Source organism: Cryptosporangium sp. NPDC048952 (assembly GCF_043197895.1).
Classification (GTDB): Bacteria; Actinomycetota; Actinomycetes; order Mycobacteriales; family Cryptosporangiaceae; genus Cryptosporangium.
In genome coordinates this window covers 600,083-618,529 of the sequence record NZ_JBICTY010000002.1, presented here as the reverse complement: position 1 = coordinate 618,529, position 18,447 = coordinate 600,083, and the positions used below count along the sequence as shown (strand labels likewise).

The 18,447-nt window shown below is 73.1% G+C and carries 11 protein-coding genes and 1 pseudogene; 7 read left to right on the top strand and 5 right to left on the bottom strand.

The genetic code is table 11. The features are described 5' to 3' along the window. Window positions 1-40 precede the first annotated feature (40 nt). The 3 genes from eccCa (at window position 41) to ACGFY5_RS11050 (ending at window position 7,398) form a co-directional block, all read left to right on the top strand. A complete protein-coding gene (gene eccCa, locus ACGFY5_RS11060) occupies window positions 41-4,000 on the top strand; it encodes a type VII secretion protein EccCa (RefSeq protein ID WP_392719427.1) in 3,960 nt (1,319 codons plus the stop codon). Window positions 4,001-4,062: 62 nt separating this feature from the next. Next, the gene (locus ACGFY5_RS11055; RefSeq protein WP_392719426.1) at window positions 4,063-5,034 is read left to right on the top strand and encodes a hypothetical protein; all 972 of its coding nucleotides are present in this window, start codon (window positions 4,063-4,065) and stop codon (window positions 5,032-5,034) included. 3 nt (window positions 5,035-5,037) lie between these two features. Continuing rightward, window positions 5,038-7,398, top strand: a complete 2,361-nt coding sequence (locus ACGFY5_RS11050) for a hypothetical protein (RefSeq protein ID WP_392719425.1) — start codon at window positions 5,038-5,040, stop codon at window positions 7,396-7,398. A gap of 45 nt (window positions 7,399-7,443) precedes the next feature. On the opposite strand, the gene ACGFY5_RS11045 is transcribed toward ACGFY5_RS11050, so the two are convergent. Further along, window positions 7,444-8,115 carry a TetR/AcrR family transcriptional regulator gene (locus ACGFY5_RS11045; protein WP_392719424.1) on the bottom strand — a complete coding sequence of 224 codons (672 nt, stop codon included), beginning with the start codon at window positions 8,113-8,115 and terminating at the stop codon, window positions 7,444-7,446. A gap of 78 nt (window positions 8,116-8,193) precedes the next feature. Between ACGFY5_RS11045 and ACGFY5_RS11040 the strand changes: the two genes are divergently transcribed. Continuing rightward, window positions 8,194-9,318 (top strand): FAD-dependent oxidoreductase, encoded by a 1,125-nt coding sequence (locus ACGFY5_RS11040; protein WP_392719423.1) that lies wholly within the window; start codon window positions 8,194-8,196, stop codon window positions 9,316-9,318. Between the two features lie 112 nt (window positions 9,319-9,430). On the opposite strand, the gene ACGFY5_RS11035 is transcribed toward ACGFY5_RS11040, so the two are convergent. From ACGFY5_RS11035 to ACGFY5_RS11025, 3 genes are all read right to left on the bottom strand, one after another. Further along, on the bottom strand, window positions 9,431-10,825 hold the full coding sequence (locus ACGFY5_RS11035; RefSeq protein ID WP_392719422.1) for a hypothetical protein: 1,395 nt from the start codon (window positions 10,823-10,825) through the stop codon (window positions 9,431-9,433). Between the two features lie 206 nt (window positions 10,826-11,031). Next, entirely contained in the window at window positions 11,032-12,294 is a 1,263-nt protein-coding gene (locus ACGFY5_RS11030) for a type VII secretion protein EccE (protein WP_392719421.1), read from the bottom strand. A gap of 45 nt (window positions 12,295-12,339) precedes the next feature. Then, the gene (locus ACGFY5_RS11025; RefSeq protein ID WP_392719420.1) at window positions 12,340-12,822 is read right to left on the bottom strand and encodes an SUKH-3 domain-containing protein; all 483 of its coding nucleotides are present in this window, start codon (window positions 12,820-12,822) and stop codon (window positions 12,340-12,342) included. A 51-nt stretch (window positions 12,823-12,873) separates the two neighbouring features. On the opposite strand from ACGFY5_RS11025, the gene ACGFY5_RS11020 reads away from it, so the two are divergent. Together ACGFY5_RS11020 and ACGFY5_RS11015 are read left to right on the top strand one after the other, a co-directional pair. Then, on the top strand, window positions 12,874-13,809 hold the full coding sequence (locus ACGFY5_RS11020) for an SMI1/KNR4 family protein (protein ID WP_392719419.1): 936 nt from the start codon (window positions 12,874-12,876) through the stop codon (window positions 13,807-13,809). A gap of 92 nt (window positions 13,810-13,901) precedes the next feature. Further along, window positions 13,902-14,471: pseudogene (locus ACGFY5_RS11015) on the top strand (DedA family protein); the annotation flags it as partial. On the opposite strand, the gene ACGFY5_RS11010 reads toward ACGFY5_RS11015, so the two are convergent. Continuing rightward, the gene (locus tag ACGFY5_RS11010) at window positions 14,465-15,367 is read right to left on the bottom strand and encodes a hypothetical protein (RefSeq protein WP_392719418.1); all 903 of its coding nucleotides are present in this window, start codon (window positions 15,365-15,367) and stop codon (window positions 14,465-14,467) included. The pseudogene ACGFY5_RS11015 and the gene ACGFY5_RS11010 sit on opposite strands and share 7 nt — an antisense overlap. A gap of 39 nt (window positions 15,368-15,406) precedes the next feature. Here ACGFY5_RS11010 and ACGFY5_RS11005 point away from each other — a divergent pair, with 39 nt between their 5' ends. Next, window positions 15,407-18,421 (top strand): BTAD domain-containing putative transcriptional regulator, encoded by a 3,015-nt coding sequence (locus ACGFY5_RS11005; RefSeq protein ID WP_392719417.1) that lies wholly within the window; start codon window positions 15,407-15,409, stop codon window positions 18,419-18,421. Window positions 18,422-18,447: the final 26 nt, after the last annotated feature.

Sequence of the window (18,447 nt, the reverse complement as noted above, 5' to 3'; positions counted from 1 at the left end):
GGTGCACTCTGGCACCAACCGAGTGGGAAGAGGATTCTGCGTGGCGTCGGTGATCGTGAAGCGTCCGCCGCGGCAGCCCGCGCCGGAGCTCCCCGCCGGTGAGGTGGTCCTCGACCCGCCTCCGGAGGCCCCGCAGCCGAACAACCAGGCGTGGACCCGCCTGATGATGATCATGCCGATGGGCGCCGGAGCCGCGGCGATGGGTCTGATGGTCGGCGGCGGACGCGGTGGCGCGCTCGCCTACGTGGCCGGTGGCCTCTACGGCGTCTCGATCCTCGGCATGATCGCCGCGCAGCTGGCCAACCAGGGCGGCGGCCAGAGCAAACGTGAGATGGTCGCGGCCCGGCGTCAGTATCTGCGCAGGCTGAGCCAGTTACGGGCCGCGGTGCGGATCACGATCCGCCAGCAGCGCGAAGCGATGTTCTACCGCCACCCCGACCCGGACGCCCTCTGGTCGACGGCGCTCTCCGCCCGCCTCTGGGAGCGCCGTCCGGTCGACGGTGACTTCGGCGTCGTCCGGATCGGACGCGGCGCGCAGGAGATCGCGACACCCCTGGTCCCGCCGGAGACGCGCCCGGTCGACGAACTGGAACCACTCTGCGCGAGCGCCTTGCGGCGCTTCGTCACCACCTATTCGGTGGTTCCCGACCTGCCGGTGGCGATGGCACTGCGCGGCTTCTCCCACGTCTACGTCCGGGGTGACGCTGACCGCACGCGCGCGATGGTGCGGGCGCTGATCGCGCAGTTGGCGACGTTCCACGCGCCCGAAGAAGCGCTGATCGGCTTCTGCGTCTCCGATCGCAACCGGGACGCGTGGGAGTGGGCCAAGTGGCTCCCGCACGCCCTGCACCCGACCCGCACGGACTCGGTCGGGCCGGTACGGCTGGTGGCCCCGTCGGTGACCGCGCTGGAAGCCATGCTCGACGACGTCCTGGCGCACCGGCCGCGGTTCAACCCCGGTGCGGCGCCGAGCGAGGGCGTCCACCTGCTCGTCGTCATCGACGAGGGCGCGACGATCGGCTCGGACCACCTGATGGCCGAGGGCGGCGTCGAGGGCGTCACGATCGTCGACCTGGGCAACCCGCCGCCGCGGGTGCTCGACCAGTCGACGATCGTGCTGGACGTCGACGCCGACGGCACGCTGTCGAGCACGACGATGGACGGCCGCTCGCCGATCGGCCCCGCCGACCGTCTCGGTACCACCGAACTCGGTGCGCTGGTGCGGAAGCTCGCGCCGATGCGGTTGTCGGCCGCCTCGGTCGGCGAGACGCCGTTGACCGGCGAACTCGGCCTCGCGGAGCTCCTCGAACTCGGCGACCCCTACGAGTTCGACGTGCTGCACGCCTGGGCCACCCGTCCCAACCGCGACCGGCTGCGGGTGCCGATCGGCGTCAACCCCGACGGTCGGCCGATCGAGCTGGACCTCAAAGAGTCCGCGCAGGACGGCATGGGGCCGCACGGCCTGCTGGTCGGGGCCACCGGTTCCGGCAAGAGCGAACTGCTGCGCACGCTCGTGCTCGCGCTGGCCGCGACGCACTCGTCCGAGACGCTCAACTTCGTCCTCGTCGACTTCAAGGGTGGCGCGACGTTCACGTCGCTGGACCGCCTGCCGCACACCAGCGCGGTGATCACGAACCTGTCCGACGAGCTCGCGCTGGTCGACCGCATGCAGGACGCGATCTCGGGCGAGCTGATCCGGCGGCAGGAGCTGCTGCGCTCGGCCGGCAAGTACGACTCGCAGCGCGACTACGAACGCGCCCGGGCGGCGGGCGTTCCGCTGGTACCGCTGCCCAGCCTGCTGATCATCTGCGACGAGTTCAGCGAGCTGCTCACCGCCAAGCCCGACTTCATTGACATGTTCGTACAGATCGGACGCGTCGGGCGGTCGCTCGGCGTCCACCTGCTGCTGGCCTCGCAGCGCCTCGAGGAGGGCCGCCTGCGTGGCCTGGACTCGCACCTGTCGTACCGGATCGGCCTGCGGACGTTCTCGTCGATGGAGAGTCGTACGGTCCTGGGCGTGCCGGACGCGTACGAGCTGCCGCGCTCGCCGGGCAACGGCTACCTGAAGGCGGGCACCGAGGGGCTGATCCGGTTCAAGGCCGCGTACGTGTCCGGGCGGTACTCGCGGGGCGCGGACAAACCGCGGTCGATCGCGCCGAGCGTCGACCCGGTGCAGCTCTACACGAGCCGGTACCAGGCCGCGATCTCCACGGAGCCCGCGCCCGTTCCCGTGCCGGCGGAGGAGGACACCACCCCGCACGGCGAGACGCTGCTGCGCGTCCTGGTGCAGCGGCTCGCCGGCCAGGGCGTGCCCGCGCACCAGGTCTGGCTGCCGCCGCTGGCCGAACCGCCGACGCTGGACCAGCTGCTCCCACCGCTGGTCAGTGATCCCGTCCGCGGGTTGACGACCTCCACCCAGGAGACCCGCGGCGCGCTGCGGGGCGTCGTCGGACTCATCGACCGACCGTTCGACCAACGGCGGGACGTGTTGGAGGTGGACCTGTCCGGCGCAGCCGGAAACCTGATCGTGGCGGGCGCGCCGCAGTCGGGCAAGACGACGCTGCTGCGGACGCTGGTCACCGGGCTGGCGCTGAGCCACACCCCGGCCGAGGCGCAGTTCTACTGCCTGGACTTCGGCGGCGGCGGTTTCGCCGCCCTGCGCGACCTGCCGCACTTCGGTGGCGTCGCGACCCGGCGGGACATCGACGAGGTGCGCCGCACGATCGCGGAGATGCACACGCTGCTCACCGCGCGCGAGAACACGTTCGCGGCGCACGGCGTCGACGGGATGACGACGTACCGGCGGCTCAAGGCCGGGGGCCGGTTCACCGACGACCCGTGGGGCGACGTGTTCCTGGTCGTCGACGGGCTCGGCACGCTGCGCACCGAGTTCGAGGACCTGGAGCCGCTGGTCACCGACCTCGCGCAGCGCGGACTCGGGTATGGCATCCACCTGCTGGCGTCGGTGAGCCGGTGGATGGAGTTGCGCCCGGCCGTGCGGGACATGTTCGGCACGCGCCTGGAGTTGCGGCTCGGTGACCCGTCGGACTCCGGGATCAACCGGCGAGCCGCGCTCAACGTCCCGAAAGACCAGACCGGACGCGGGCTGACGCCGGACGCGATGCACTTCCTGACGGGGTTGCCGCGGATCGACGGGCACCCCGATCCGACCAATCTGAGCGACGGGGTCGCGAAGCTCGTGCAGCGGATCCGCAACGACTGGGCGGGCGCCCCTGCTCCCGCGGTACGCCTGCTGCCACCGCTGTTGCCGTTCCACGCCCTGCCGCCCGCCGGTGCGGACGCCGAGCGCGGTCTGCCGATCGGTATCGCCGAGGCCGACCTGCGTCCGGTACGGCTCGATTTCGACGCCGAGCCGCACGCGTTGCTGCTGGGTGACGTCGAATCAGGAAAGAGCACGTTCCTGCGGGTGCTCGGCCGGACGATCACCGAGCGGTACGCGCCGAACCAGGCCCGCATCATCGTGCTGGACTACCGGCGCAGCCTGCTCGGCTCGATCAACCCCGACCACCTGATCGGCTACGGGACGTCCGCACCGGTCACCAACGACCTCGTCGGGCAGGTCGTGCACGTGATGAAGGGCCGGCTGCCCGGCGCCGACGTCACGCCGGAGCAGTTGCGCAACCGCAGCTGGTGGACCGGGCCCGACCTGTTCCTGCTGATCGACGACTACGACCTGGTGTCGGCGGGGGTGACGAACCCGCTGCTCCCGCTGCTGGAGTACCTGGCGCAGGGGCGGGACATCGGGCTGCACGTCGTCGTGACCCGCCGGGTGGGTGGCGCGGCCCGGGCGCTCTACGACCCGTTCCTCGGCCGGATCCGCGAACTCGCGTCGCCGGGCATCCTGATGTCCGGCCCGCGCGAGGAGGGGCCGTTGTTCGGCAACCTCAAACCGCGGCCGCTGCCGCCGGGACGGGGCTGGTTGGTGACGCGGCGCGGCGGCAACCAACTGGTCCAATTGGCACATCTTCCGGCCGAGTAGCCCTGACGTAGACATCAGCAACTAGGCTCACGGACGGAACTCTGGAACCAGGAGGAGGACCGGTGGCGGGAGACGGGGACCTGCACGTCGATCCGAGTGCCTTGGGCACGTACGGCTTCGACATGCAGACCTACGCCTTTAACGCGGGCATGCCGATCAGCACGAAGCTTTCGACCGTCGAGGTCGACAGCTCCGGCGCGTTCAGCGGCATCGGTGGTCTCGAGGCGGGCGTGTTCGCCGAAGGCCCGGTCATGCAGGCGGCGATGGAGAAGCAGGCGTACGCGTTCAACGCGTTCCTGTCCGATCTCACCCGCGGGCTGATGGCGATCGGCAACGCCGCGAACGTCTGCGCGATCACGTACAACAACACCGACATCGAAGCCGCCGAGAAGATGAACCTGCTCGGCTACGCCTTCGCCACCGATCCCGACGCCAAGCGCCCGGCCGGTGTGCCCACGGACGTGACGACGATGCTCGATCAGGAGATGGCCGGCCAGAACGCCGCCGCGCTGCCCGAGGCGATGACGAACCCGGCCGGCGGCACCACCGCGAACATCTACAGCGGTGGCTACCTCACCAGCTACTCCGACGGCTCGTCGAAGATGGTGCACAGCCAGGCCGACCCGGCGGTGCCCGGCGGTGTTCTGACCGTCACGACGATCACCGGTCCCGGCGGTGTCGTGCTCAACACGACCACGACCAAGACGACGTACGCGAGCAGCGGCGCCGCCTCGGAGTACTACCGCCAGTCCGTGACGCCCGGCGCCAGCGTGCAGGGCGAGAACGGCAAGACGCAGAAGCTGCCGGACTCCTCGGTCACCACCGAGAAGGTGGAGAACGGCACGAAGCTCAAGACGACGACGCAGTCCGGCGGCAAGGACCCCGAGGTCCAGGTCACCGACATTCCGAAAACCACCACCGCGCCGACGGCCGAGGACGTCGGTCCGCTGCAGGAAGCCCAGGACGTTCTGGGTGTCGACGCCGGCAAGGTCGATTGGCGAAAGGGCTATCAGGGCGTTCAGGCGCCGGGCTAGCGCATGGGTGACAACGGGGATTACTACGGCTACGACTCGGCCGACAACACGAAGCTCGCCGACCTCCGCTACCAGGGGCGTCACATGGGCGAGAACTTCACCGAGTACGGAGACAGCTCGGTCGGGTCGTCGCACTTCGAGGGCTACCGGCAGACGTACAAACCGCCGTCGGGCGGCGATCCGAACGATCCGTCGTCGACGAACTACGACTACTGGAGCAAGAAGGACGCCTACGGGCGGACCGGTGCGTCGGGGGACGGTGTCGAGGCGATCTACCACCGGATCATGGCGCAGGATCCGGACAAGGTGCAGGCGCTGATGACCCACTGGCGTGGTGTCGCGGAGGCGTTGAGCGCCGTCTCGGACACCATCAAGGCCAAGACCGACGGGGTGTCGTCGAAGTGGCAGTCGCCGGGAGCGTCGCAGTTCATGGCGCTCGGGCCCGGTGCGGCGATGAAGTCGGTGAACGACTGGTATCTGGCCGCGATCCAGACGGCTGTGGCTCTGTCCGTGGTGCACGGTTCGCTGATCCAGAACCGGGCGCTGATCACCGCGTTGTACAACGAGTACAAGGCTGAGGTCGGGGCCTATCAGGACAAGATCGGTGGCACCGGCATCGATTCGGCCCGGGACATCAAGGGCGACAAGTACGGGTTCTCGCAGCGGTACACGCAGTACGTGGCGGAAATCCAGCAGAAGTACACGTACCGGGCGCAGGTGATCGAGTCGTCGCTCGGGGACGCGTACTGGGACGGGTACAACGGGGTCGTCGGGTCGACACCGGGGATCTACGAGGGTCCGACCAACGCGGTGGCGGCACCACCGGCGAACGCGCTGAACCTGCCGGGGTTTCCCGGGGGTGGGCCAGGTGCGCCCGGTGCGGTGCCGCCGGGGTTGGCGCCGTCCGGGCCGCCGGTCGCGCCGAACGCTGTGGCGCCCGCGCCGCCCGCTGCGCCGATCGCGCCGGGGAAGGCGCCCGTAGCTCCGGTGGCGCCGGTTGCTCCGGGTGGGCCCGGGGCTGGGCCGGTGCCGGTGGTGCCGGGGGCGACGCCGCCGGCTCCGATTGCGCCGGGGACGCCCGTGGCGCCGGTCGCGCCGGGGACGCCGGTGGCGGCGCGTGCTCTGCCGGTGTTGCCGATCGCGCCTGCGGTGATGCCGCCGGGGAAGCCTGGTGCGCCTGTTGCGCCGGGAATGCCGGGGGCCTTGCCGACGGGGGCGCCGGGGCAGCCTGCGTTGCCGAAGGCTCTGGCCAAGGGTGGAGTGTTGGGTCAGCCGGGTGCTGGCAACCTGCCGCCGAATCCGGGCGGCGGGCGGACGCCCCCGTCGCCGGCGTCGCCGCGACTTCCCGCTGCGCAGCAGGCGAGGCTCGCGCGGCCGGTGCTCGGCGGGTCCAATCCGTCGGCGCCGCCCGGGATGCCGGGCGGTGCCCGCCAGCCGGGCGCGCCCGGTGCGCCCGGGGCGCGGCGGCCTGGGGCGCCGGGGATGCCGGGCGCTTCGCGGCAGCCCGGCGCGCCGGGGATGCCGGGAGCGCGGCGGCCTGGAGCACCGGGCGCACCGGGGATGCCTGGAGCGCGGCAGCCGGGGGTGCCGGGGATGCCCGGTGGACTCCAGGGTGGACGGCCGGGATCGTTGCCGGCTTCGCCGTTCGGCAACTCGACGCGACCGGCGGCGCCGCCGGTCCTCGGTGGGCGCGCGGCTCGGCCGGGGGAGCCGGGGTACCTGGCCGGGCGGCCGGGAACGCCGGAGCCGAGGCTGCCCGGGATGCCGGGCGGACCGGGATCCCGCGAGCCGGGATCGCGCGTGCCGGGGATGCCCGGGGGCCCGGGCCCGGGAGTGCCCGGGGGACCGGGGTCGCGATTTTCCGGGATGCTGGGTGGGTCCGACGGGCAGGAGGACCGGGCACCGCAGGCGCCGGGGGCGATCCCTCCGGTGCTGAACCGTCCGGAGAAGTCTCCGCCGGAGCAGGACCCGGGCGCACCGCGGCAGGGGCGGAGATTCAGCCTGCGGCGGCTGCTGCCGGGCGGGCTGAGCGACCCGTTCGGGCTGACGTCACGCTCGGCGCCGGCCGGACCGGTGCTGAACCCGTCCGTCGGCCCCAGGCCGGTGACCAGCGCGGCTGCCGGGGTTCCGGGGACGCTGCGGGGTACGTCCCCGCTCACTCCCGCGTCCCCCGACCCCTCCGCGAGCCGCCCCGTCGTCGAAGCCGACCTGGCCGCGCGCCACGTCGAACCCACCGACACGCACGCCCTCCGCGACGAGGACGTCTTCGTCCCCCAAACCCCCGGAGGCCCAGTCCTCGCCCACGGCAAACGCCCCAGGGACTACGAAGCGGAGGAGCGCATCGCGCTGCCAGGCTCCGGCTGACCCCGGTGGGCCGCCGCGCGCGCCGGGTCGCCGAGCTGGAGCGGGTCAGTGGGGGGCCGTGATGCCGGCGAGGAGCCAGTTGACGCCGGACAGGAACTGGTCGCGGTCGTCGTGGTTGCGTAGGTGGTCGGCGACGCCGTGGGTGAAGGGGTACTCGGTGGGGTCGAGGTCGGCCCAGGTGTCGGCCATGGCGCCGAGGACGTCGTCTCGCCGCGTCCCCGGCGCCACGGACGTGGCCAAGGCCGCGTTCTGGGCCGCCACGCCCAGGATGTAGTTCCGCAACGCCGCTGCTGCGTCGAACTGCAGCTTCCCGGGCACCCCGAGCGCCCGCAACTGCTGCCCGAGCCGCTCGAGCATCTGCACTGTCGTGCCCTGCGACTCGAGTCGCGACAGCTGCACCCCGATCCACGGGTGCGCATCGAACGCGTCGAACACCCCCAGCGCGACCGCCCGGATCGCCTCCTCCGGCGTCAGGTCCGCGGAATCGGTCGCGAGCGCGTCGGCGAGAACCGCATCGGTAGCCGCGACCAGCACGTCACTCTTGTTCTTGACGTGCCAGTACAACGCACCGAGCCCGGTGTTCAGCGTCGCCGCGAGCCCGCGGACGGTCAGCCCGCCCTCCCCGGAAGCATCGAGCATCGCGATCGCGGCGGCGACGATCCGCTCCCGGGAGAGGGCGTCGTCACGTCGTTCTGTGATCCGCGTTGTAGTCGGCATGCCCCCATCTTGACATGTCTGGATCAACGATCCACGCTGGCTCTGGAACATTGATCCAGAGATAAACGAGGAATCGCTTTGACTACCCCAATTGTGATCATCGGCGCCGGGCTCGGCGGGCTCACGCTCGCCCGCGTGCTCCACGTCCACGGCATCCCGGCCACCATCTACGAAGCGGAGGCTTCCTCGGGGGCCCGCGCCCAGGGGGGCCAGCTCGACATCCACGAGCACAACGGCCAACTCGCCCTCCGCGCGGCGGGGCTGTACGACGAGTTCCGCGCCCACATCCGCGAGGGCGCCGAGGCGCAACGCATCCTCGACACCGACGGCAGCGTCCTCCTGGACCACCCCGACGACGGCACGGGCCACCGCCCCGAAATCCTCCGCGGCGACCTCCGCCAACTCCTGATCGACTCCCTCCCCGCCGACACGATCACATGGGGCCACAAACTCACCGCAGTCCGCCGCCTCAGCGACGGCCGCCACGAACTCACCTTCGCGCCCGGTGAGACCGTCGTGGCCGAGGTGCTCGTGGGGGCGGACGGGGCCTGGTCTCGGGTGCGGTCGTTGGTGTCGGAGGCGGTGCCGGAGTACACGGGCACTGCTGTGTACGAGACGTACCTGTACGACGTCGACGAGCGGCACGCCGCTACCGCGAAAGCCGTCGGGGCTGGTGCGATGTACGCGCTCGTGCCCGGCCGGGGGATCCAGGCGCACCGGGAAGCCGGTGGAGTCCTGCACACCTACGTGATGCTCGCCAAACCCCTGGACTGGTTCGCCGACATCAACTTCTCCGACGCCGAAGCCGCCGCACGACGCGTCGTCGCGGAATTCGACGGCTGGGCACCGGAACTCACCGCCCTGATCACCGACGGCGAGACGCCACCCGTCCTGCGCCCCCTCCACACCCTGCCCCTCGGGCACCACTGGGCGCGCGTTCCGGGCGTCACGCTCATCGGCGACGCCGCCCACCTCCAGCCCCCGAACGGCGAAGGCGCGAACCTTGCGATGTTCGACGGCGCAGAACTCGGCAAGGCCCTCGCCGCCCACCCCGACGACGTCGAGGCCGCGCTCACCGAGTACGAGCAGGCACTCTTCCCCCGCACCCTCGCCGAGAACGAGGAGGCCGCCCGCGACTTCGAGATCATCTTCGGCGCCAACACCCCGCAGAGCATGCTGGAACTGTTCGCCGCCGCGGGCTGAGCCGGTCGTGCGTCAGGCAGGTGGCGGGTTGCCCGCCGCGGGCGCCGGGAGTGGCCCGGATCCCGCGGACCGGGCGGGGGCGTCGAAGAAGAGTCTGACCGCCTGCATTATCTCAGCGGTGTGGGGGGCCGAACTGGGCACGTTCGATGCGGGTGGGCTGGGTCCAGACGTAACGGGGCTTGCCGTCGTCGAAGAGCGCGAGCATGTCGTCCTGCAGTGCGCGGACCAGCGCGAACGATTCGCGGTCCAGGCCCAGGAGCTGGGCTCCGGCGGTGGCTTCGTCGGGTTCGAGGCGTTGCACGGCGACGACGCCGGCCTCGCGGATCGCGGGGAACGCGTAGGCGGTGAGTTGCCCGACGACGGAGAGTTGGGCTTGCCACGGGCCGAGGGTGCCGCGGATGCCGCCGGTTAGGGCGTTGCCGTCCTGGACGACGAGGGCAGGCTCGTGGGGGGACGAGACGGCGCGGAACTCGGAGTCGAGCGGGCGGACGACGACGCGGTCGTCGGAGCCCGTCGCCCAGCGGCCGAAGCCGTGCCACGCTTCAGGGCGTCCGGTGAGGACGGTGACGTCCGCACCCAGCGCCAGGGCGCGGAAGACGATCACGCGCGCGGACCACAGGCCACCGACCAGGGCGATTCGGGTGGGTTCGGGTTGGAAGAGGCGCACGGTGGCGACGGTGCTGTCGGCGTCGAAGCCGACGACCAGGCCGGTTGCGGTGCTCGGTGGGGTGAGCCTTCGGAGCGCCGGGCCCGACGCTACGTGGGCGCCGACGCTCAGCCTGGGCAGTAACCCTAGCCAGCGCGAGCGTCGGCGCTTGCCGGTCGGGTCGACCGGGGGTGCGCTGTAGACCGTGCCGGTGGGGGCCGGCGGTTCGGTCGGTGGCGCGGCCACCGCGGCAGCCAGCACGGGCGGCGGCGCCGCCGCCGCAGCCGCAGCTGCCGCCGCGCCTGCAGCCGCCGCCGCGCCTGCAGCAGCCGCCGCGGCCGAGGTCGCAGCCGGCGCAGCCAGCACCCCCGGCTGCCCGACACCAGCCGCCGCGCCGCCCGCCGCGCCGACGCCCGGGGCTGCGCCGCCCGGCGCGCCGGCGCCAGGAGCTGCGACGCCCGGGGCAGCGACGGGCGCACCAGTCCCCGGCGCGGTGACGGCGGGCGCGCCGGCGCCGGGAGCGGCGGAGGGCGGAGCCGCGGGCCGAGCGCCCGGCTGCTGGAGCGCGCCCGGCTGGTGGAGCGCGCCGGGGTGACGGAGTGCGCCGGGATGGGCGGCGCCGGGCTGGGGGAGGGCGCCTGGCTGGGGAGGTGCGGTGCGCGGCGGCGCGATGCTCGGAGCGGGGCGGGTCGGGGCGGGCGCCGGGGCAGCACCGGCCTGCCAAGGCTGGGCGGGGCGCTGCTGGGGCATCGCGGGGCGCGGCTGGGCGGCCGGGGGCATCGCGCCGGGTGGGGGCGGACCGGGGCGCACGACCCCCAGCGCCGGGGCTTGCGCGGCGTAACCCGGAGCGCCCGGCGGCATCGGGCCCGCCGGTCGGTACGGCGGCTGCCCGTGCGGACCCGCACCACCGGGCGGCCGACCGCCCGCGCGCCCGGCGGGACCCGCGCCTGCGCCGGTGTGCCCAGCCGGGCCGGGGGCCGAGCCCGCACCTGCACCGGCCGAGGGGGCCGTGCCCGGGGGGCGTTGATCGGGGGGAACCCCCTGCGAGCCAGGATCTTCCGGGGTGGTCATCGGACGCCGACTCCCGTTGGGGCGGTTGCGTAGGTCGCGGGGGCCTGTTCGCCGTCGAGGGGGAACAGCTGGGCGCCGTGGCTCCGGGCCGCCGTGCGGAGACCGGCCACCGCCGACCCCACCGCCCCCGGCGCATCCGCCACCCGCGCGAGGCACCGCAGCTCACCCCCGCCGGGTGTCGGCGTCACCGCCAGGCTCAGGCTGGTGAGCGCCGCCGGCGCCCGGTACAGCTCGGCCAGCAACGCCCCGCATTCGTCCGGCGCCGGCCACGCCCGCACCCAGTAACACCGGTGCTCGAGCCCGGCAGCGCGCCACGAATCCCACGCTTCGGTCCCCGCCGCCCGCTCGACCCCAGCCGGCGTCACTTCGGCGGCCAACGACTGCACCAGCGCGTCCAGCAACCCGTCCCCGTCCAGCACGCGATGAGCGAACCCACCGCGCTTGAGCACGTTCCCGACCCGCCGCACCAGCGCCCCCAGCACCGCCGGTACCTCACCGATGGCCTCGGGCTCGTCGACAGCGACCTCCGCGACCGCGCGCGCTTCGATCCGCACGACCACCCAGCACGCCTGGTCACCCACGCTCACCGGCGCGGCCGCGACAGTGCTCCCGTCGAACGGACGCAGCAACTCCCGGTACGACTCCGCGCTCGGGTTGTCCCCGCTCCCGACCCGTCCCGGCACCGTGTGCACCACGACCTGCACGACGCACCCGGGCTGCCCGGCATCGGCCAGGGACCGGGCGAGCGTGTCGAGCGGCGGCACCGCCTGCTCCTCTCCCCGCAACCCGCGCGAGGGATGCAGCGCGATCGCGGCGAACCACCCCGCGCCGTCGCGCCCCACGCCCAACCGCGTGCCGCCGACGGCGTCCACGGTCTCGACGGTGAGCTCGGGCGCGAGGTCACGCAGCGCGGTGAGCCGCCGGTCGTCAGAGATCAACCGCGCCGACGCCCGACGTCGCCGATAACGGGACCGGAGCACGACGCGTTCGGCCAGCCACCGCCCGCGGACGCGGGCGAACACCAGCAGCGGCAGCAGCACCGCACACCCGAACAGCACCCACCGGGGCCACCCGGACGCGCGCCAGCCGAGCACGGCGAGCACCAGCGCCACCTCGAGGCCGATGATCTGCAGGACGTTGACCGGCCCCAGCTGCCCGGGGCGGTGCCGGCGACGCAACGTCGCAGCTTCCTGCTCCGTGGGTAACTGCGGCCCGACGCGAGCGACGGCCCGGACGCGCGGGGCGTCGATCGTGGACAATCCGGTCAACTCCCTCTCAGCGACGCAGTGGCCCCACGGTACCGGCTACCACCTACCGTCGTCGCGCACCCGGGGCGGCTGGGCGCCGGTGACCAGCGTGGTCAGCGCGGCCTCCACCCGGTCACCGAGGAACCACTCACCACCGGCGTCCAGTGCGAACACGCGCCCGCGCTCGTCGATCGCCAGCACGGCGTCGTCAGTGCCTTCCACACCCAGCGGAAACAGCGGAATGCCCAGCGCCTGGCCGAACGCGGCGAGCGTGGCGGCGGTGGGCGTCGCGAGCGTCGGGTCGATCGCGAACGGGCGGCGCCGGAGCGTGACGCCCGGTCCGTCTTGCGACACGTAGATTCCGGTGAACTCGCCCAGGGCCTGCTCGGCGGCGCGGAACGACGTGTGGCGGGCGCCGTCGGCAGCGGTGTACGCGCACACGGTGGTGATCGCCGCGGACGCCGCATCGGGGACGTACCGGCCCTCGGACCAGCCGGCCTCCCGTAGTACGGCCTCGACCTCACCAGGAAACCGCTGCACGGGAGGAGTCCCTTCTGACGCTGATGCTCGAGGACAACCTACGCTGCTCGCGTGGAGATCCCGAGACGGCTGCCGGGCAGTGGGTGGGCGGCGCGGGTGCGGCCGTTCGACTCGCCGGTGCTGCGGGTGCGCTACCGCGGTGGGGTCGCGTACGACCTGGCGGGGTTACCGGTCTGGGATCTGCTGGCCCGTGCGGTGGTGCGACTCGGCGACCCGGAGGACGGGCTGACGCGCGACGAGGTCCGGGTCGCCGACGTGCTCACCGCCAACGAGATCATGCTGACCAGCGGGGATCCGCTGTGGTGGGTCACTGCCGACGACTACGCGCCGCTGACGCCGCCCGGCTGGATGTGGGCGCACCGGTTCGGCGCGCGCGAGGTGTTGCTGGTGCCGGCGGCGGCCTACGGCTCGTTCCGGCAGGTGGGGGGTGTGGCCACGCTGCCCGTGGGCGCCCGCGGGCTGCGCGTCGACGAGCGGGTGCCGGCGTCGTTCGACGTGCCGTCACCACTGGGGGAGAGCGTGCTGGACGCCGTCGAGCGACGCATCGGGCACCCACTGCCCCCTCCGTACCGCGAACTCCTGACCGCCGCGTCCGGGGCTCTACCGACGGCGCCCGGCGTCGTCGCCGGTCACGGTTTCGTCGTCGATCAGCCGCTGTTCGGCGTCGGCCACACCGACCGGCACCAGGACGTCCTGTACGCCCGGCACTGGTTCACCGACCGGCTCACCGAGGAGTACCTGCCGATCGGCTACGTACAGGGCGGTGTGCTCGCGCTCGCCGTCGACGGATCGGTCTGGTTCGCCGACTTCGACGATCCGCGCGACGACGACCGCCTCGACGCCAAGGCCTACTGCGACGAACTGCTGGTCCCCGTCGCCGAGGACGTGACCGCGTTCCGGGCGTCGCTCACCGCCGTGCCGCGCTGGCTCCTGGACGTCGCGGTGGCCCGGGTCGCGTCCGGCGCCGCCCGCCAAGTTCCCCGATGAGGGGTGCGGTTTACCGCACCCCAGATCGACGGCCGCCCTCATGGTGACGAACACGCCCGATTTCTAGCGTTCCCACCATGAACATCACGGACCTCGTCGACACGTTCGGCGGTCCCGGCGCCGGGCTCGCCGTCGCGCTGGAGAACCTGTTCCCGCCGATCCCGAGCGAGGTGATCCTTCCGCTCGCCGGGTTCGCCGCCAGCCGGGGTGAGCTGAGCCTGGTGTCGGCCATCGTCTGGACGACGCTCGGCTCGGTGGTCGGCGCGCTCGCGCTGTACGGCGTCGGCGCCGCGCTCGGCCGCAACCGCCTGCGGATCATCGTCGACAAAATGCCGTTGGTGCAGGTGAAGGACCTGGACCGTACGGAAGCGTGGTTCGCACGCCACGGCACCAAAGCGGTCTTCTTCGGACGGATGATCCCGATCTTCCGGAGCCTGATCTCGGTCCCGGCCGGCGTCGAACGGATGCGCCTCGGGGTGTTCCTGCTCTACACGACACTCGGCAGCCTGCTGTGGAACACGACGTTCGTGCTGGCCGGGTACTTCCTCGGCGAGAACTGGCACCAGGTCGAGCCGGTCGTCGGCACGTTCCAGAACGTCGTGATCGTCGTGTGCGTGCTCGCGCTGGGCTGGTTCGTGGTGTCGCGCCTCCGTCGTCACCGCGTGAAGCCGTAGCGGGCGAACAGCTCCAGCCGGGCGTGCCGGCCGTGCGCCGCCGCCCAGGCCAGCTGCTTCGCGACGAGTTCGGCCGGGCTGTCGGTGGCGGCGCCGAGCAGTTGGCGCCACGGGCCGCCATCGCCGGTGCCGAGCCCGGCCGGCAGCAGGAGCTCCAGGTGATCGTCGTCGGTGCCGAACATCCGGTTGTAGAGTGCCTGCCCGTCGTTCGGGTCGGCGCCGGCGGCGAGCAGCAACGATGCCAGCTCACGACTGCGCGGGTGCCGCGGCTCGCGGCCCGGCCCCTGCTCGCCCTCGCCGAACACCCCCGCGAGCACGGTGAACGGCGTCGGGAGGCCGTGCCAGAGATAGCCCTCGTTCACCTCGGCGCCGGCCTCCAGCAGCAGGCGGGCGGACAGCACCGGATCGGCCGCGCCGGGCCGCACCCGCGAATACGCCAGGTAACACAGCGGCATCCAGCCGTACGGGCCGCCGGTGCGGGTCGCGAGCCCCGGGTCGTCGCTCAGCAGGCGCGCGACAGCGGGGGCGTCCGCCGCTGCCGACGCCGCCCAGATGTCGTCGGTCACGGAGTGGCCCGCCAGCAGCCGACCGGCTTCCGACCAGCGCTGGGGACCGTCGTCGTCCGTGTAGGTGAGGCAGGCCAGCCGCAGGAACCGGTGCGCGGCCGGTTCGGCGGCGGGCGGAGGACTACCCGGTTCCCAGCGGCGCGCGTCGACGACAGCGAAGTACCGCCCCACCGCGGCCCAATCCTCGAAACCGTGTGCCCGCGCCACTTCCGCCTGGGCGTCCACCAGCGAGTACTCGGACACGTGCTCCCTCAGGCGTGCGGCCTCGTCACTCAGCGCGTCAAGAGTCGGGTCGTTCGGCAGCGTGACCGTAGGCACCTCTGAACGCTAACAGGACTTGCCCCGTACGGTGTGTTGGTGCAGTTCGGAGTACTCGGACCGTTGACGGTCACCACGGAAGCCGGTAACCCGGTGGTCATTCCGGGCGCCAAAGTGCGCCTGCTGCTGGCCGATCTGCTCACCAACCGCAACCACGTCGTCTCCGCTGACCGGTTGATCGACGACCTGTGGGGCGACAGTCCACCCGCGAACGCGTCCGGCGCGCTGCAGGTGCGCGTCTCCCAACTACGCAAAGCGTTGGACGACGCCGAGCAGGGCGGCCGTGACCTGGTGGCGTCGGTGGCGCCGGGGTACGTGCTGCGGACCGACGCTGTCGACGCCGACCGGTTCGTGGCGCTGACCGGCTCCGGCGTCGACGGGCTGACCACCGCCCTGGCACTGTGGCGCGGCGACGCGTACGCCGAGTTCGCCGACGAGGAGTTCGTCCGCGCCGAGGTGCTGCGCCTCACCGAGCAGCGTCTGGTCGCCCAGGAACGCCTGGCCGCCACCCGGCTCGACCGCGGCGAGCACGACCTGGTCGTCGCCGACCTCGCCGAACTCGTGACGAAACACCCGCTGCGCGAAGGGCTGCGCGGCCTGCAGATCCGCGCGCTGTACGCGGCCGGACGGCAGGCCGACGCGCTCGACAGCTACACCGGCCTGCGCGAACGCCTCGCCGAGGAGCTGGGCCTGGATCCGGGCCCGGAACTGGTGGCGCTGCACGGGCGGCTGCTGGCGCAGGGCGCGGAACTCAGCCCGGCGGCGGTCGTGCGCAACAGCGTGCCCGCGCGCCTCGACGAGCTCGTGGGCCGCGACGAGGCACTGGCCGACGTGCGCGCCCTGCTGCCGACCCGACGGCTGGTGACGCTGATCGGGCCGGGTGGCGTCGGCAAGACCCGGCTGGCCACCGAGGTGGCCCGGGAGCACCGGGTCGCGTGCCTCGTCGAGCTCGCGCCCTTGCCGGCGGGGGACGGGTGCGTCGCGGAGCGCATCCTGACCGCGTTGGACCTGAGCGAGGCCGCCGGATTACCGGTCCCGGCCGAGACCCGCCTGATCACCGCACTGGCGGGCCGAGACATCCTGATCGTGCTCGACAACTGCGAACACGTCATCGACGCCGCCGCCACGCTCGTCGGCCGCGTCCTGCGCGAGGCCCCCGGCGTCACAGTGCTCGCCACCAGCCGCGAACCCCTCGGCCTGACCGGCGAGGTGCTCTGGGAGGTCCCGCCGCTGCCGCTCCCGGACGACGACACCGACGTCGACGCCGTCCGCCGCTCACCCGCCGCGCGGCTGTTCACCGCGCGGGCGGCCGCCCAGCAGCGCACGTTCCGGCTCGACGAGCACACCGCTGCCGGGGTCGCGCACCTGTGCCGCCGGCTCGACGGTCTGCCGCTCGCGCTCGAGCTGGCTGCCACGCGCGTGCGGGCGCTCGGGCTGGCCGGTGTCGTCGCGCGGCTGGACGACCGGTTCGCGCTGCTCACCGCGTCGACCCGGGACGTTCCGGCGCGGCAGCGGACGCTGACCGCTGTCATCGCCTGGAGCTGGGACCTGCTGTCCGCCGACGATCAGCGCGCCCTCGCGCGACTCGCGGTGTTCCGGGACGGCTGCACGGCCGAGGCCGCGGCAGCCGTGTGCGGGACGTCGCTCGACACGCTCGCCGGGCTGGTCGACCGCTCGCTGGTCGCGTTCGACGGGGCCCGGTACCGGCTGCTGGAGTCCGTGGCGGAGTTCGGGCTCGCGCGCCTCGACGACGTCGCGGACGTCCGCGCCCGGCACGCGTCGTACTACACCGCGTTGGCCGAGCACGCGGACCCGCTGCTGCGCGGGCCGCACCAGCGGGAGTGGCTGGAGCGCCTGGACGCCGAGGACGCGAACCTCCGCGCGGCGCTCGACGCCGGTGGCGGTCTCCGGCTGGCCAACGCGCTGACCTGGTACTGGTACCTGCGCGGCCGGTTCACCGAGGCGCGCACGGCGCTCGCCCTGCCCGGCCCACCCGCCGACGAACAGCGGGCAGAGCCCTGGCGGTTCGGTTTCGCCGTCCTGCAGGGTGTTGCCATCGACGCCGACGACGTCCGGGCGCGCGTCGCCGCGTGCGAGGTCCCGCGGGCCGCGTGGTTCGTCGCGCACGCGCTGATCGAGCGCAGCGAACTCGCGCTGACCGCGTCGCTGCTGCCCGAGTCCGACGACCCCTGGACCGAGGCGGCGGTGCTGAGCACCCGCGCGATGCTCGCGCACGCCACCGACGACTGGACGGAGTTGGAGCGCGTCGCCACCCGGGGTGCGGCGCTGTTCGAGGAGATCGGCGACGGCTGGGGCTGGCTGCGGGCGTCGGAGTGGCTCGCCGGGATGGCCGAGGTCCGCGGCGACCGCGACGGCGCCGCCGCGTTGCACCGGGAAGGTCTGCGCCGCGCCGAGGAACTGTCGCTGACCAGCGAGGTCGGCGGCCGGCTGTCGTGGCTCGCCTGGCTCGGCGTCCAGACGCGGGCCTACACCGTCGCCCAGGAGCTCGGCGAGCGGGCCCACCGGATGGCGATCGAGCAGGGCTCCGCGGCGGCGATCACGTTCGCGCAGATCGGCCTCGGGTTCGGTGCCCGGCGCGGCGGGAAGCTCGACCTGGCCGTCGAGCACCTGACCGAGCTGGTCGACCGGGGCCGGGCCGAAGCCGCACCGGCGCTGTTCCTGCCGATGGTGCTGATCGAGCTCGGGTACGCGACCGAGCACCTCGGCGACGTGGACGGCGCGATCGCGCTGCACCGCGAGGCGTTCGACGTCGCCGACGCGATGGGGTCGTTGCGCAACAGCGTCCCGGCGATCGAGGGACTGGCGTCCGCGGCCGCGGCGCGCGGTGACGCCGAGCCCGCCGCGCGACTGCTGGGCGCGGCGACGGCTGCCCGGGTCGCGCTGGAAGCCCCGCCCGCCCCGGCCGAACAGGACGAACTCGACCGGGTGACCGAATGCGTGACCGACGTGCTGGGCGTCGCCCGGATGACCGAATTCCGCACCGAGGGTGAGCGCCTGACGCTCGCCGAAGCGCGAGCGTTGCTCCAGCACTAGGCCGAAAGCCTCACCCTTCACCCGAG

Excerpts from the sequence above, each read along its gene's own strand:
- ACGFY5_RS11035 (WP_392719422.1), bottom strand. The coding sequence starts at position 10,825 with ATGCCGCCGGGCGCTCCGGGTTACGCCGCGCAAGCCCCGGCGCTGGGG.
- ACGFY5_RS11050 (WP_392719425.1), top strand. The coding sequence starts at position 5,038 with ATGGGTGACAACGGGGATTACTACGGCTACGACTCGGCCGACAACACG.
- ACGFY5_RS11045 (WP_392719424.1), bottom strand. The coding sequence starts at position 8,115 with ATGCCGACTACAACGCGGATCACAGAACGACGTGACGACGCCCTCTCC.